10 protein-coding genes are annotated in these 14,823 nt (G+C 71.5%); 4 read left to right on the top strand and 6 right to left on the bottom strand.

Going from position 1 to position 14,823, the window contains the following annotated elements; translation table 11 throughout:
• Positions 1-26: 26 nt before the first annotated feature.
• Entirely contained in the window at positions 27-2,576 is a 2,550-nt protein-coding gene (locus ACFVWD_RS27565) for a polynucleotide kinase-phosphatase (RefSeq protein ID WP_389599858.1), read from the bottom strand.
• On the bottom strand, positions 2,573-4,051 hold the full coding sequence (locus tag ACFVWD_RS27560) for a 3' terminal RNA ribose 2'-O-methyltransferase Hen1 (protein ID WP_389599857.1): 1,479 nt from the start codon (positions 4,049-4,051) through the stop codon (positions 2,573-2,575). Before ACFVWD_RS27560 ends, ACFVWD_RS27565 begins: the two co-directional genes overlap by 4 nt.
• 231 nt (positions 4,052-4,282) lie before the next feature.
• Here ACFVWD_RS27560 and ACFVWD_RS27555 point away from each other — a divergent pair, with 231 nt between their 5' ends.
• Positions 4,283-5,206 carry an LLM class F420-dependent oxidoreductase gene (locus ACFVWD_RS27555; protein ID WP_389599855.1) on the top strand — a complete coding sequence of 308 codons (924 nt, stop codon included), beginning with the start codon at positions 4,283-4,285 and terminating at the stop codon, positions 5,204-5,206.
• A 188-nt stretch (positions 5,207-5,394) separates the two neighbouring features.
• Here the strand turns inward: ACFVWD_RS27555 and ACFVWD_RS27550 are convergent, their stop codons facing one another.
• The 4 genes from ACFVWD_RS27550 to ACFVWD_RS27535 all read right to left on the bottom strand — a co-directional run bounded on the left by ACFVWD_RS27550 (position 5,395) and on the right by ACFVWD_RS27535 (position 8,064).
• Entirely contained in the window at positions 5,395-5,871 is a 477-nt protein-coding gene (locus ACFVWD_RS27550) for a DUF6099 family protein (RefSeq protein WP_101401221.1), read from the bottom strand.
• 187 nt (positions 5,872-6,058) lie between these two features.
• Entirely contained in the window at positions 6,059-6,397 is a 339-nt protein-coding gene (locus tag ACFVWD_RS27545; protein WP_075030563.1) for a nucleotide pyrophosphohydrolase, read from the bottom strand.
• A complete protein-coding gene (locus tag ACFVWD_RS27540) occupies positions 6,394-7,551 on the bottom strand; it encodes an ATP-binding protein (protein ID WP_389599853.1) in 1,158 nt (385 codons plus the stop codon). The genes ACFVWD_RS27545 and ACFVWD_RS27540 overlap by 4 nt, the downstream gene beginning before the upstream one ends.
• Before the next feature lie 123 nt (positions 7,552-7,674).
• Positions 7,675-8,064: a cell division protein SepF gene (locus ACFVWD_RS27535; RefSeq protein WP_054234050.1), complete on the bottom strand. Its 390-nt coding sequence runs from the start codon at positions 8,062-8,064 to the stop codon at positions 7,675-7,677.
• Positions 8,065-8,257: 193 nt separating this feature from the next.
• On the opposite strand from ACFVWD_RS27535, the gene ACFVWD_RS27530 reads away from it, so the two are divergent.
• The 3 genes from ACFVWD_RS27530 to ACFVWD_RS27520 all read left to right on the top strand — a co-directional run bounded on the left by ACFVWD_RS27530 (position 8,258) and on the right by ACFVWD_RS27520 (position 14,795).
• Entirely contained in the window at positions 8,258-12,355 is a 4,098-nt protein-coding gene (locus tag ACFVWD_RS27530; protein ID WP_389599851.1) for a molybdopterin-dependent oxidoreductase, read from the top strand.
• A gap of 126 nt (positions 12,356-12,481) precedes the next feature.
• Positions 12,482-12,901 carry a molybdopterin-binding protein gene (locus ACFVWD_RS27525; RefSeq protein ID WP_389599849.1) on the top strand — a complete coding sequence of 140 codons (420 nt, stop codon included), beginning with the start codon at positions 12,482-12,484 and terminating at the stop codon, positions 12,899-12,901.
• A 178-nt stretch (positions 12,902-13,079) separates the two neighbouring features.
• Positions 13,080-14,795 (top strand): hypothetical protein, encoded by a 1,716-nt coding sequence (locus tag ACFVWD_RS27520; protein WP_389599899.1) that lies wholly within the window; start codon positions 13,080-13,082, stop codon positions 14,793-14,795.
• Positions 14,796-14,823 lie beyond the last annotated feature (28 nt).

The raw sequence follows: 14,823 nt of genomic DNA, 5'->3' as shown, positions 1-14,823 counted from the left end.
GGTAGGGGCTGCGGGGGCGAAGAACGCTACAGACGTGGGTCCACCGGTTCGGACTCCAGCGCCAGCACCCCGAACACCGCCTCATGCACCCGCCACAACGGCTCCCCCTCCGCCAGCCGGTCCAACGCCTCCAACCCGAGCGCGTACTCCCGAAGCGCAAGCGACCGCTTGTGGTTCAGGAACCGCCCCCGCAGCCGGGCGAGGTTCTCCGGACGCGTGTACTCCGGACCGTAGATGATCCGCAGATACTCACGGCCCCGGCACTTGATGCCGGGCTGGACAAGACGTCCCTGCCCGCTCCGCACCACCGCCCCGACCGGCTTGACGACCATGCCCTCACCCCCACGCCCGGTCATCTCCAGCCACCAGTCCACCCCGCCCCGCACGGACTCCGCGTCCCCGGTGTCCACGAACAACCGCCGAGTCGTCTGCAGCAGCCCACTCCCGTCGTGCTCGACCAGCCGGTCGATGAGCGCGAGCTGCTCGTCGTGCGGCACCGCGGCGAGACTGCGGCCCTGGACGGCGAGGATCTGGAAGGGAGCCAGCCGCACCCCCTCCAGCCCGTCCGTGGGCCAGCAGTACCGCCGGTACGCCTCGGTGAACGCGGCCGCGTCGGCGGCCCGCTCCCGCTGCCTGCCGAGCAGCTCCTGGACGTCGACCCCACGCTCCGCGGCCCGCTCGAGCGCGGCCAGCGCCCCCGGGAACGCGGCCCCGGCCGCGGCGCCGACCGCCGCGTACTGGCTGCGCAGCAACCCGGACGCCTTGAGCGACCACGGCATCAGCTCGGCGTCGAGCAGCAGCCAGTCCGTGCCCAGTTCCTCCCACAGACCGGCCGCCGTCACGGCTTCCCGCAGTCGCCCGAGGATCTCCTCGGTGACGGCGAAGTCGTCGAAGAAGGGCCGACCGGTACGGGTGTACAGCGCCCCCGTGGGCCCCTCCGCGACGCCGAACCGCTCCCGCGCCACCCCCGCGTCCCGGCAGACCAGCGCCACCGCCCGCGACCCCATGTGCTTCTCCTCGCACACGACGCGGGCGACGCCGTCCTCCTTGTACTGGGCGAAGGCCTCGGCGGGGTGTTCGAGGTAGCCCTCCACCTGCGAGGTCGCCGTGGGCGCCATCGTCGGCGGGAGGTAGGGCAGCAGGCGCGGGTCGACCGCGAACCGGCTCATGACCTCCAGGGCCGCCGCCGCGTTCTCCTCACGCACCGCGACCCGCCCGGCGTACCGCGTCTCGACGGCCCGCCGTCCGTGCACGTCGGCGAGGTCCAGCGGACGGCCCTCGTGGCCGCCGGGCGCCTCGGAGGCCAGCGGCCTCGCCGGCTCGTACCAGACCCGCTCGGCCGGTACGTCGACGAGCTCGCGCTCCGGCCAGCGCAGCGCGGTGAGCTTGCCGCCGAACACGGCACCGGTGTCGAGGCAGATGGTGTTGTTCAGCCAGGTGGCCGTGGGGACCGGGGTGTGCCCGTAGACGACGGCCGCCCGGCCCCGGTAGTCCTCCGCCCACGGGTAGCGCACCGGCAGGCCGAACTCGTCCGTCTCCCCGGTCGTGTCGCCGTACAGCGCGTGCGAGCGCACCCGGCCCGACGTACGGCCGTGGTACTTCTCGGGCAGTCCGGCGTGGCAGACGACGAGCCAGCCGCCGTCCAGGACGTAGTGACTGACCAGCCCGTCGACGAACTCCCGGACCCGCGCGCTGAATTCCTCGCTCTCGCCGTCCAGCTGCTCGATGGTCTCGGCCAGCCCGTGGGAGTGCTGGACCTTGCGGCCCTTGAGGTAACGGCCGAGCTTGTTCTCGTGGTTGCCCGGCACGCACAGCGCGTTGCCGGCCGCGACCATGGACATCACGCGGCGCAGAACTCCGGGGGTGTCCGGGCCGCGGTCGACGAGGTCGCCGACGAAGACGGCCGTACGGCCCCCCGGGTGCGCGCCGTCGGCGTAACCGAGCTTGCCGAGCAGGGACTCCAGCTCCGAGGCGCAGCCGTGGATGTCGCCGATGATGTCGAAGGGGCCGGTGAGGTGGGTCAGGTCGTTGAACCGCTTCTCCGTCCTCACCTCGGCGCTCTCGATCTCCGCCACACCCCGCAGGACATGCACCTTGCGGAATCCCTCGCGTTCCAAGTGCCGCAGGGAGCGGCGGAGTTCGCGGATGTGGCGCTGGATGACGCGGCGCGGCATGTCGGCACGGTCGGTGCGGGAGGCGTTGCGTTCGGCGCACACCTCCTCCGGCACGTCGAGCACGATCGCGATGGGCAGCACGTCGTGCTTCCTGGCGAGTTCGATCAGCTGGCGGCGGCTCTCCTGCTGGACGTTCGTGGCGTCCACGACGGTGCGCCGGCCGGCCGCGAGCCGCTTGCCCGCGATGTAGTGGAGGACGTCGAAGGCGTCGCCGCTGGCGCTCTGGTCGTTCTCGTCGTCGGCGACCAGGCCGCGGCAGAAGTCGCTGGAGATGACCTCGGTCGGTTTGAAGTGCCGGTGGGCGAAGGTGGACTTGCCGGAGCCGGACGCGCCGATCAGGACGACGAGGGAGAGGTCGGTGATGGGCAGGGTGCGCCCCTGGGTGGTGTCGTTGCCGGTCATGCGGCCTTCTCCTCCTTCGTGGTGGTCGGGGTGGCGGTGGCGAGGGTGAAGACGGCCATCTGGGTCGGCGGACCGACCTCCGGGTCGTCGGGCCCGACGGGCGTGAACTCCACGTCGTATCCGTGCCGCGCGGCCACCTGGTGGGCCCAGGTCCGGAACTCCTCCCGGGTCCACTCGAACCGGTGGTCGCCATGGCGGGAGTGTCCGGCCGGGAGGGTCTCCCAGCGGACGTTGTACTCGACGTTCGGCGTCGTCACCAGGACCGTACGCGGCCGGGCCGAGCCGAAGACGGCGTACTCCAGGGCCGGCAGCCGGGGCAGGTCGAGGTGCTCGACGACCTCGCTGAGCACGGCGGCGTCGTACCCCTTGAGGCGGTTGTCGGTGTACGCGAGCGAGCCCTGGAAGAGCCGCACGCGGGCGGCCTGCCGCTCGCCCATCCGGTCCAGCTTGAGCTGCCGCGAGGCGACGGTGAGCGCGCGCATCGACACATCGACACCGACGATCTCGGTGAACCGCACGTCCTTGAGCAGCGCCTGCACCAACTGGCCCTGACCGCAGCCGAGGTCGAGCACGCGGGCCGCGCCGGACGCGTGCAGCGCGGCGAGGATGGCGTCCCGGCGCTGCACGGCGAGCGGGATCGGCTTCTCCTCCGTGTCCGTCCCTTCGTCGACCGCGTTGTCGATCTCCTCGACCTCGGTGTCGTCGGCCTCGGCCAGCCGTACGAGCTCCAGCCGCTCCATCGCCTCCCGCGTCAGCGACCAGCGGCGCGAGAGGTACCGGTCGGCGATCAGCTTCTGCTCGGGGTGGTCCGGCAGCCAGCCCTCGCCCGCCCGCAGCAGCTTGTCGACCTCGTCGGACGACACCCAGTAGTGCTTGGCGTCGTCGAGCACCGGAAGCAGCACGTAGAGGTGGCGCAGGGCTTCGGCGAGCGTCAGGCCCGACGCCTCCAGTTCCAGGCGTACGTAGCGGGAGTCGCCCCACTCGGGGAACTTCGCGTCCAGCGCCACGGTCTCGACCGCCACCGTCCACCCGAGCGGCTCGAACAGTTTGCGTACGAGGTCGGCGCCGCCCCTGGCGGGAAGCGCGGGTACCTCGATCCGGAGCGGCAGCGGCCGGGCGGGCAGGTCCGGCTTCGCGGCGCACTGGCCCTTCATAGCGCTGGAGAAGACCGCGCTCAGCGCCACGGCGAGCAGGGACGAGGCGGCGTACGGGCGGTCGTTGACGTACTGCGCGAGCGCGGCGTCGGGTGCGCCGCCGCGGCCCTTGCCCTTGCCGCGCCGGACCAGCGCCACCGCGTCGACCTCCAGCAACAGCGCGGCCGTGCACCGCTCGACGGACGCCTCGGGGTAGAGGACGTGCGCCGTGCCGTAGGAGGTCGAGAACACCTGCGCCTTGTCGGGATGCTTGTGCAGCAGGAAGCCGAGGTCGGTGGCGGGGCGCTCTGGGGTACCGGTGGTACTGATCGTCAGGAACACTGGAATCTGCCTCGAAACGTCTTCTGAGCTGTGAATACCTCACATGCGCCGAGCGCCGGTGAACCACAGCGGGGGGAGAGCGCGCCGGGGGATCACTACTCCCGGCCTGTCGTCGGCGCGCCCGCCCCAACGTATAGCGAACGCCCCTGGGGGACCCGAGAATTTTCCCGCCGGGCTCCGTGGCAGCGGTTCCGGCTGGGTCGGCTGATGTGACCGGTGCATGATGGATGCATGGATCTTCGAGTCTTCACAGAACCGCAGCAGGGAGCGACCTACGAGACGCTGCTCCGCGTCGCCAAGGCCGCCGAAGACCTCAACTACGGAGCCTTCTTCCGTTCTGACCATTACCTGCACATGGGATCCGTCGACGGGCTCCCCGGGCCCACCGACGCCTGGATCACGCTGGCCGGCCTCGCCCGCGAGACGAACCGGATCCGCCTCGGCACGCTCATGACGGCCGGTACCTTCCGTCTCCCCGGCGTCCTCGCCATCCAGGTCGCGCAGGTCGACCAGATGTCGGGCGGGCGGGTGGAACTCGGTCTGGGCTCCGGCTGGTACGAGGCCGAGCACGAGGCGTACGGGATTCCGTTCCCCAAGGAGAAGTTCGGGCGGCTGGAGGAACAACTCGCCGTCGTCACGGGCCTGTGGGAGACGCCGGTCGGTGAACGGTTCACCTTTGAAGGCAAGTACTACCAGCTCAAGGACTCCCCCGCGCTTCCCAAGCCCGCGCAGCCCAAGGTGCCGGTCCTGATCGGCGGGCACGGTGCCAAGCGGACGCCCGAGCTGACGGCGCGGTACGCCGACGAGTTCAACATTCCTTTCGCCTCCCTCGGGGACACGGAGCAGCAGTTCCAGCGGGTGCGGGCAGCGGCCGAGCGGGCCGGGCGCAAGGGGGACGACCTTGTGTACTCGAACGCGCTGGTCGCCTGTGTCGGCAGGAACGACGCCGAGGTGAAGCGGCGCGCGCACGCCATCGGCCGGGACGTCGACGAACTCAAGGCGAACGGGCTCGCGGGCTCCCCTGCGGAGGTCGTCGAGAGGATCGCCCAGTATCAGGCCGTCGGGTCGCAGCGCATGTACGTGCAGATGCTGGACCTCGATGACCTGGATCACCTGGAGTTGATCGCCGCGGAGGTCATGCCGCAGCTCGGCTGAGGTCGCGTTCCTCGGGCCCCCGGCGGGCGAAATCCGTCGCCCCTTGTGCGGCGCGGGTTCGTGACAGTGACCCGGGTAGGTGGTGATCGTCGGGCTCGGGCGGAGCCGGACCGCCCGGCTCATGGCGACGCCCCGCCTGGGGGCTCCGCCCCTTCAGGGGCGCGGGGAACTGCGCGCCCGGCCCCCGCCTACCCCGTCGCCCACCCCCGCTCCACCACCCCCTGATCCCGCGCCGCCAACCGTCTCAGCATCTCCAGGACCCGGTCCCGGGACTCGTCCGCCGCGTCGATCGCCTCCATGCACTGCCAGTACGTCCCCTGTTCGTCCGCCGCGCAGGCGATACCGACGAGAGCGATACCGACCTCGCCAAGAAGACCCCCGAGGCACAGCAGAGACTCTCGCGCATCACCCAACTCGGTGAGCTGAGCGGCGCGTAGGTCGGCCATGTCGAGCGGCGGCGCGTTCAGCACACCGCAGCCCCGGCCCGCCAGCTCCGTGAGTCCAAGCGCCTCGCCCCGGAGTTCCGGCGGGCCCGATACGGCGAAGCGACTCCCTATGGCCTGGGCCAGGGCCTGCGCCTGCCACGCCTCCGCGATCACTTCTACCGTGTCCCCGCTCCCCGCGAGGGCACGTCTGCTCGCCCCGATGAGCCGCACCGCGTCCATGCGCTGCCCCCGTCTGTCCCGACGCGCTCATCGCACGTCCGCCCGAACTCTCCACTACCCAGAGTGAGAGCCCGCGAGACGAAAAGCCAGAGGAAGACCGAAATCTGTGGACACGAAGTTGAATGTGGACAACTCAACGACCCCGGAGAGTGACAACCGGACGCGCCGCCTCCCCGGCCCCCGCCCCCTACGCCCCCTCCCCCACCGGAAACCTCCGCTCATTCCGGTCGATCTTCGCGTCGAGCGCCGCCAGCGCGTCGATGCCGAGCACCTCGCACAGCTGGAGCAGATACGCCAGCACGTCCGCCACCTCGTCCGTGACGCGGTGCGCGGTGTCCGCGTCGTCCATGACCCGCGCCGACTCCTCGGGCGTCAGCCACTGGAAGATCTCGACCAGCTCGGACGCCTCCACGCTGAGCGCGGCGACCAGGTTCTTCGGCGTGTGGTACTGCTGCCAGTTCCGCGCGGCCGCGAACTCGGCCAACCTGCGCTGCAACTTCGCCACGTCCAGTTCACTTTCACTCACGGCGTCAGGTCTACCACCGTGACCCCCGGCACCTCGCACACCCGGACGACATCGCCCACCGCACCCACCAGGCGGATGTGCCCCCGCTCGCACATCCGCGCCGCCAGCCGCACCAACTCCCCGGCCTGCCGCACGTCCAGCCCCCGGTCGAGGCCGTCGGCCAGCACCGTCAGCGTCTGCAGCGCGGCCGGGACCTCCCCCGCCGGGTCGACCTCCAGCACGCCGGGCCCGGTGAGCAGTACCAGGGCCAGTGCCAGATACCTCAACTCGCCGTCCCCGAGCAGCCCCAGGTGCGTACGGACGCCGTCCCCACGGTCGAGGAGCGCGCGCACCGTGCCGTCGCCGAGCGGCTCGGCCAGGACGTCCGTGACGGGGCCCGCGCAGCCGGCCCGTACCGCCGTGACCAGGTGCGCGTAGCGGTGGCCGCACTCCGATCGGGTACGCCACAGCACCTCGGCGAGGTTGTCGCAGCCCCGGAGCAGCCGCCCCGCGCCGAGCGGGGCGGCGGCGCGCATCCGTCGGGGGCTCGGGTCGCAGGCGTACACGGACCGCAGGGCGACCACCATCTGCTCGGCCGCGGCGAGGACCCGCCGTTCGCCGTCCGTCCGGCCGGCGACGCGCAGTGGCAGCAGCGCGGTGCCGAGGCGGTCGTCGGGAAGGGGGCCCCGGGTCACCGTCGACGAGCCCGCCGTGTGCCAGGCCGCCTGGACGACCCGGCGGCCCGGGTCCCGTAGCGCGGTCTCCAGGAGGGTCAGGGCGCCCGCGGTCAACCGCTCGCCGACGATGCGCAGTTCGGGCTCGGCCTGTACGGCGACATCGAGCCGTACGGGTCCTTCGGGGCCGTCGACCGTGCAGCCGATGCGGAAGCCGCGCCGTCGCTGGGCGTCGGGCCGGGCGCGTTCGGGGACGCAGGAGGCCGGGTCGGGGAACACTTCGCCCAGCGCGGCGCCGCCGCCGAGCCGCGCCAGTGCCTCGTACGCCCGCAGGGCACCGGTCTTGCCGCTGCCGCTGGGCCCGGTGAAGAGAGTGAGGGGGCCGAGCGGGAACCGGGCGCGCCGGTGTGCCGCGAAGGCGGCGAGCCTGAGTTCGGTGGCGCCGGGCCGGTCGGGGCGCGCCTCGGCCTGGGCGGGGGCCGCCAGAGATGACACGGTCATATGTGGACGGTAAGCGCCCCCTGCCGGGCGAACCGCAGGCGAACCGTTACAGCCCGGTGGCCTTCCTACGATCGGGGGACCGGCGCGCGCCCGCGCGCGGGGGCCGGTCCTGGTCGCCCCTGCTCAGATCCCAGGAACCCCCGCCCCTTCCATCAGCCCTCGCACCTCGGTCCCGCGCGGTGTCAGCAGGAACACATTGCGGTCGACCCGGTGCATGCCGCTCGCCAGACCGAAGACCACCCCCGTGCTGAAGTCCAGCACCCGCTTGGCGACCTCGGTCTCCGCACTGGTCAGGTCGAGCAGGACCGGGATGCCCGACATCAGCGTCTCGGCGACATCGCGGGCGTCCGCGAACACATTGACCCGCAGGACCACGAAGCGGCGCCGCGCCTCGGTCACGGCCTCGGGTATCGACCGGTGATTCACCGCCGAGGGCCAGGCGTCCCGGCCCCGCAGCGGAACGACCTGGGCGAGCCCTTCCCACTGCTCGTCGGTGACGTCGTGGCTGTTCACTGGCCCACCCCGTCCTGGCTCGCACTCATTGTCTGCACCGGCCAATTCTTACGCATGGTCACCCGTTCGGCCCAACAGCGACACGGTCCGCGACACCCTCACATCGCCCGCCGGCCGGTTGTGCAGCGGGCGTAACCCTCCAAGATCAGACCATGTGACATCCGCGTAACGGGCAATTCGTACTGTCGTCGGCATGACCACGACCCCCCGCCCGGAGCAGGTCCGGACCGTCTGCTCGTACTGCGGTGTGGGCTGCGGCATGGTCCTCGACATCGGCCGGGGGCCGGACGGACGGCGTACGGTCCTGAAGGCGTCCGGGGACAAGGAGCACCCCGCCAACGCCGGTCGGCTGTGCACCAAGGGCGCGACCACGGCCGACATGCTCGCCGCGCCCGGCCGGCTGACCACCGCGCTCGTGCGGGAGGACCGCGGCGAGGAGCCGCGGCCCGTCCCCGTCGACACGGCCCTCGCCGAGACCGCCCGGCGCCTGCGCGCGATCATCGACGAGCACGGCCCGGACGCCGTCGCCTTCTACGTCTCCGGGCAGATGACGCTCGAAGCGCAGTACCTCGCCAACAAGCTGGCCAAGGGCTTCGTACGGACGAACCAGATCGAGTCGAACTCACGGCTGTGCATGGCGAGCGCGGGCACCGGCTACAAGCTGTCGTTGGGCGCCGACGGACCGCCGGGGTCGTACGACGATCTCGACCGCGCGGACGTGTTCCTCGTCATCGGGTCCAACATGGCCGACTGCCATCCGATCCTCTTCCTGCGGCTCATGGAGCGTGTGAAGGCCGGGGCCAAGCTGATCGTCGTCGATCCGCGGCGCACCGCGACGGCGACGAAGGCCGATCTGTTTCTGCAGATCAGGCCCGGTACCGACCTCGCGCTGCTCAACGGACTGCTGCACCTGCTGCACGAAGGCGGCTACACGGACCCTGGCTTCATCGCCCGGCACACCGAGGGCTGGGAGGCGATGCCCGCGTTCCTCGCCGACTATCCGCCCGCGGCCGTCGCCGAGATCACCGGCATCCCGGAGGACGACATCCGGGCGGCGGCACGGCTGATCGGTGAGGCCGGGGAGTGGACGAGCTGCTGGACCATGGGGCTCAACCAGTCCACGCACGGCACCTGGAACACCAACGCGCTCGTCAATCTCCATCTCGCCACGGGCGCCATCTGCCGGCCCGGCAGCGGGCCGTTCTCCCTCACCGGGCAGCCCAACGCCATGGGCGGGCGCGAGATGGGGTACATGGGTCCCGGGCTGCCCGGACAGCGCTCGGTGCTGGTGGACGAGGAGCGTGCCTTCGTCGAGGAGCTGTGGGGGCTGCCGGTCGGGAGCATCCGCAAGGACGGGGTGGGGCAGGGCACCGTCGAGATGTTCCGGAAGATGGCCGAGGGGGACATCAAGGCCTGCTGGATCATCTGCACCAACCCCGTCGCCTCGGTCGCCAACCGCCGGACCGTCATCGAAGGGCTCGAAGCCGCCGAGTTCGTCGTCACCCAGGACGTCTTCGCCGAGACCGAGACCAACGCGTACGCCGATGTCGTGCTCCCCGGCGCGCTGTGGACGGAGGCCGAGGGCGTCCTGGTCAACAGCGAGCGGACGCTGACCCTGGCACGGTCCGTCGTCGACCCGCCCGGGGAGGCGCGGGCGGACTGGCGGATCATCGCGGCCGTCGCCCGCGCCATGGGGTACGAGAAGGAGTTCTCGTACGACAGTGCCGAGCAGATCTTCGAGGAGATCAAGGAGGCGTGGAACCCGAAGACGGGGTGGGATCTGCGGGGTGCCTCCTACGAGCGGCTGCGGGGCGGGCCCGTGCAGTGGCCCGTCGCGCGGGAAGACGGGCCCGCGCGGAATCCGATCCGGTATATAGAGAAGGGGGGCGACGGCGAGCTGTCGTTCCCCACCGCGAGCGGGCGGGCCGTCTTCTACGCGCGGCCCCATCTGCCGCCCGCCGAGATGCCCGACGACGACTTTCCGTTCGTGCTCAACACCGGGCGTCTGCAGCACCAGTGGCACACGCTGACCAAGACGGGGAAGGTGACGAAGCTCAACAAGCTCAATCCGGGGCCGTTCGTGGAGCTGCATCCGCAGGACGCGGCCGCGCTCGGGGTCGTGGAGGGTGACTCGGTAGAGGTCGCCTCCCGGCGGGGGCGGGCGGTGTTGCCGGCGGTGGTGACGGACCGGGTGCGGGTGGGGTGCGTGTTCGCGCCCTTTCACTGGAACGACCTGTTCGGCGAGTACCTGAGCATCAACGCGGTGACCAGTGACGCGGTGGATCCGGTGTCGTTCCAGCCGGAGTTCAAGGTGTGCGCGGTGTCGCTGGCGCGCGTTGCCGCCCGAAGGGCTCTTCCGAAGACGCAGGACGGGCCGAGGGCGCCCGACCGAGTCGAAACGACGCCCGGAGGCTTCGGCACGACACCCGGAAGCGTCGGCACGTCACCCGGAGGCTTCGGCCTGGAGCTCGCTCCCCCGCCCGTGCTCTCCTCCGTCGAGCGCCAGTATCTCAGCGGCTTTCTCGCCGGGCTCTCCTCCGGGCTCCCGGGCGTGCCCGTCCTCCCCCCGGACGCCCCCTTCGACCCCGAGCACGCCCTCTGGGTGAACGGCGTGCTCGCCGGGATGTACTCGCGCTCCGCGCCCCAGGCGACTCCGGCGCAGGAGTCCGCGGGCCGTGAGGTGGTGGTGCTGTGGGCCTCACAGACCGGGAACGCGGAGGAGTTCGCGACGGCCACCGCCGAGCGGCTCGCCGCCACCGGGCACCGGGCGCGACTGGTCGGCATGGACGAGGCGGATGTCGGCGCGCTCGCCCGCAGCGCCGATCTGCTCTTCATCACCAGCACCTTCGGGGACGGTGACGCGCCCGACAACGGGTCCGGCCTGTGGGACACCCTGTCGGGGCAGGAGGCCCCGCGGCTGGACGGAGTGCGTTATGCCGTGCTGGCCTTCGGCGACTCCTCGTACGACGACTTCTGCGGGCACGGGCGCCGGCTGGACGCGCGCCTGGACGAGTTGGGCGCCGTACGCCTGGCTCCCCGTACGGACTGCGAACCTGACTACGAGCCGAACGCGGACGCCTGGCTGGAGCTGATCCTCACCGCGCTCGGCGGGCGGCCCGAGGCACCCAGGGCACCCGAGGCACCCCGGACGGCCAAGCCCGCCAAGCCCGCGCCGGCCGCCACCACCGCCCGCCTCACCGGAAACCGGCTGCTCAGCCTGCCCGGCGCCGGTAAGGAAGTGCGCCGGTTCACCTTCGACACCCGGGACAGCGAGAGCCCGCTGCCGTACGAGGCGGGGGACGCGCTCGGCGTACGGCCCGTCAACTCGCCCGGCCTGGTTGCCGAATGGCTGGAGACGGTCGGGGGCGACGACTCAACGGCCGTCGAAGTGAAGGGTGTGGGTGAGGTCGCCTTCGGCGAGGCCCTGCTTCGGCATTTCGACATCACGCGGATCACGCCGGACCTGCTGCGCTTCGTCGGCGAACGGACGCGTGACGGGCGCGAGTTGAGGAAGCTGCTGCGTCCGGACAACAAGGGAGAGCTGGCACGCTGGTCCTGGGGGCGACAGGCCGTGGACGTGGTGGCCGAGCATCCGGTGCGCGCGTCGGCGGCGGAGTGGGCCGAGGTGTTCAAGCGGTTGCAGCCCCGCCTGTACTCGATCTCGTCGAGTCCGCTCGTCGACCCGCACCTCGTCTCGCTGACCGTCTCGGTGGTGCGGTACGAGAATCCGGCCGGCCGGCCGAGGGGCGGGGTGTGTTCGCCCTTCCTCGCCGATGCCGAGCCGGAGGCTCAGGTCCCGGTCTTCGTGCAGAGGTCGCCGCACTTCAGGCCCCCGGCGGACGCGACGACACCCATGGTGATGGTGGGGCCCGGTACCGGCGTCGCGCCGTTCGTCGGCTTCCTGGAGGAGCGCCGGGCGCTCGGCCATCGGGCGCCGAACTGGCTGTTCTTCGGCGAGCAGCACCGCGCCACCGACTTCTACTACGAGGACGAGCTGACCGGACTGCTCGACGACGGCTCGCTCACCCGGCTCGACACGGCGTTCTCGCGCGACCAGCGCGCCAAGGTCTACGTCCAGGACCGGATGCGTGAGCACGGGCCCGAGCTGTGGCACTGGCTCCAGGACGGCGCCCGCTTCTATGTGTGCGGAGACGCCTCGCGGATGGCCAAGGACGTCGACCGGGCGCTGCGGGACATCGCGGTCTCGCACGGCGGTCTGGGCGAGGCGGAGGCGATCGCGTACGTCAAACAGCTGGCGGCGGAGAAGCGGTATGTACGGGACGTGTACTGAGACACGGGAGACACGGGGTGTGGCGAGCCCAGCGAGAGCCACGGGTTGCACATAATTGGTGAAACTCGACCATTCGCAACGCACCGGCATCCGCTGTCCCACCGCACCGCACATTGAGGCGTACCCATGAGCCTGAGCATCCGCAACCAGCTCCCCGGAACCGTCACCTCCGTCACCCCGGGCGAGGTGATGGCGACGGTCAAGGTCCGTCTCGACGGTGGCCAGGACCTCACCGCGGCCATCACCACGGAGGCGGTCGAGGACCTGGGTCTCGCCGCGGGGTCCACGGTCCGCGCCCTGGTCAAGTCGACGGAGGTGTCCCTGGCCACCGGGCCGGTCGACGGGGTGAGCATCCGCAACCAGTTCCCCGGCACCGTGACGGAGGTCTCCACGGGTGGGGCCATGGCCCGCGTCAAGGTCGAGGTCCGGGGCGGCGAGCTGACCTCCGCGATCACCAAGGACGCGGTGACGGAGCTGGGCCTGGCGGCCGGATCGGCGGTCGTGGCGCTCATCAAGTCCACCGAGGTGTCCCTCTCCAACGCCTGAGAGACCCCCGTATGCCCCGCCAAAGCATGAGACGCCCTTATATGAGACGCTCCCCTACGACACGCACCCACATCGGACGTAAACACTCTTCTTACCACCCTCATACCGGACTCTTCACGTCCGGCATCACGGCCTTCATCTGCGGGAATTACCGTCCAATCCCGTGTACTTGGCAGAAATGAGGCCGTCGACCACCGGCCAGAAGGCCCTCACGAAGGCGTCGCCCGACGAGACGCCCGCGCAGTGGCACCGCGTCCTGACCCTGCTCGCCGACGTCAGCCTCTTCATCGGTACGCGCCCGATGTGGACGGCGGCCGCGAGCCACCGGCTCGCCGTCGCGGCGGTGATCTCGGTCTGCTATGCCTCGATCCTGGTGACGGGCGTCCTGACGCTGACCGTGCGCCGGAGTCGCTCGCTGGCCCGCCTCGACCTGGTGGTCCTGGTGACGGCCGTCATGCTCGCGGTGTGCGGGTTCGCCATTTACCACGGCGGCGGCGACGAGTCCGTCCTCACCGCGCAGGCCGCCCGCGAGTTCGTCGCCGGGCACCAGGTCTACGACCAGCCGTGGCCCTGGCTCTTCGGGCAGCACGGGGTCGCCCTCACCCCGACGATGACCGGCGGGTACGACTACACGTACGGCTATCCGCCGCTGCCCCTGCTGCTCACCGCACCGCTGCTGTGGGTCGGGCACGGGGCCGCTCCCGCGGTCCTGACCGCCACGGGCGCCCTGATCGTGGCCACGATCGTGATGTGGCGGATGCTGCCCACGCAGTGGCGGTCCGCGGCCACGCTGGTCTGCCTCGGCCTCGGCCTGCTGCCCGCGTACGCCCGGCTCGGCTATCCGGCGATCGTCGCCTGCGCCTTCCTCATCCCGGTGGTGGTGGGCTGGCCGCGGATGGGCTACGGCGGGTGGAGCGACTGGGCGCGGGCGGCGTGCCTGGGCGCGGCCTGCGCCTCGCAGCAGCTGCCGTGGTTCCTCACGCCGTTCCTGCTGGCCGGGGTCTACGCGCTGCGCCGCGGCGATCTCGGAGCGCGTGCGGCGGCGGCCGCCGTGGGCCGGATCGCGGGGGTGGCCACCCTGACCTGGCTGCTGATCAACGCGTACTTCATCGTGAGCGAGCCACGCAGCTGGCTCTCCGGGATCGCGCTCCCGCTCACCCAGAAGGCGAACCTGCACGGCCAGGGCCTGGTCGGCATCTCGCTGTACTTCACCGACGGCAGCGACCGGCTGTCCTGGTACTCGCACGCGAGCATGCTGCTGGCCGCGGGGCTGCTCGGGCTCTTCGTACTGTTCGTGCGGCGGCTGGGGCCGGCCGCGGTGGTCCTGCCGTGGTGCGCGTTCTTCCTGGCGACACGTTCGCAGGACGGCTACTACCTGATGATGACGCCGCTCTGGCTGGCCGCTGCCGTGACCGCGCCGCCGTCGGCCTTCACCACGGCGTGGCAGCCCCGGCCCGCCTTCCTGCGCGGCCCGCACCGGCAGCGGGCGCGCGTCGCCACGGGCGCGCTGCTGATCACCCCCGCCCTGATCGCCTCGACCCTGGCGGTGACGGGCTCACCGCCCCTGAAGATGCGGCTGGTCGGCGAGAGCCGTACCACCACCGCCAAGGCCGTGACCGCGCTCACCGTCCGCGTCACCAACCTCGGCGACTCGGCCCTCACCCCGCACTTCACCCTGACCACGGGCCAGGGCATGGGCCGCTACTGGTCCATCAAGTCCGGCCCCGCCACGCTCAGCCGGCACTCCTCGGCCAGCTACGAGCTCCTGCCGCCCTCCGGCAGGTTCACCCTCCCCCGCGCCGGAGTACGCATCCGGCTGCGGGCCGTCTCGGCCACGCCGATGACGCTGTCCAGCACGGATCTGCACCTGAAGGCCCCGGCAAGCACCCGCTAGGCCCCCCTGGCGTACGCCGCCGGTCGCG

The organism is Streptomyces sp. NPDC058086, from assembly GCF_042885015.1.
In the GTDB taxonomy this organism is placed as follows: Bacteria; Actinomycetota; Actinomycetes; order Streptomycetales; family Streptomycetaceae; genus Streptomyces.
The sequence above is the reverse complement of the archived record's forward strand: the minus strand, read 5'-3'. Positions and strand labels throughout refer to the sequence as shown.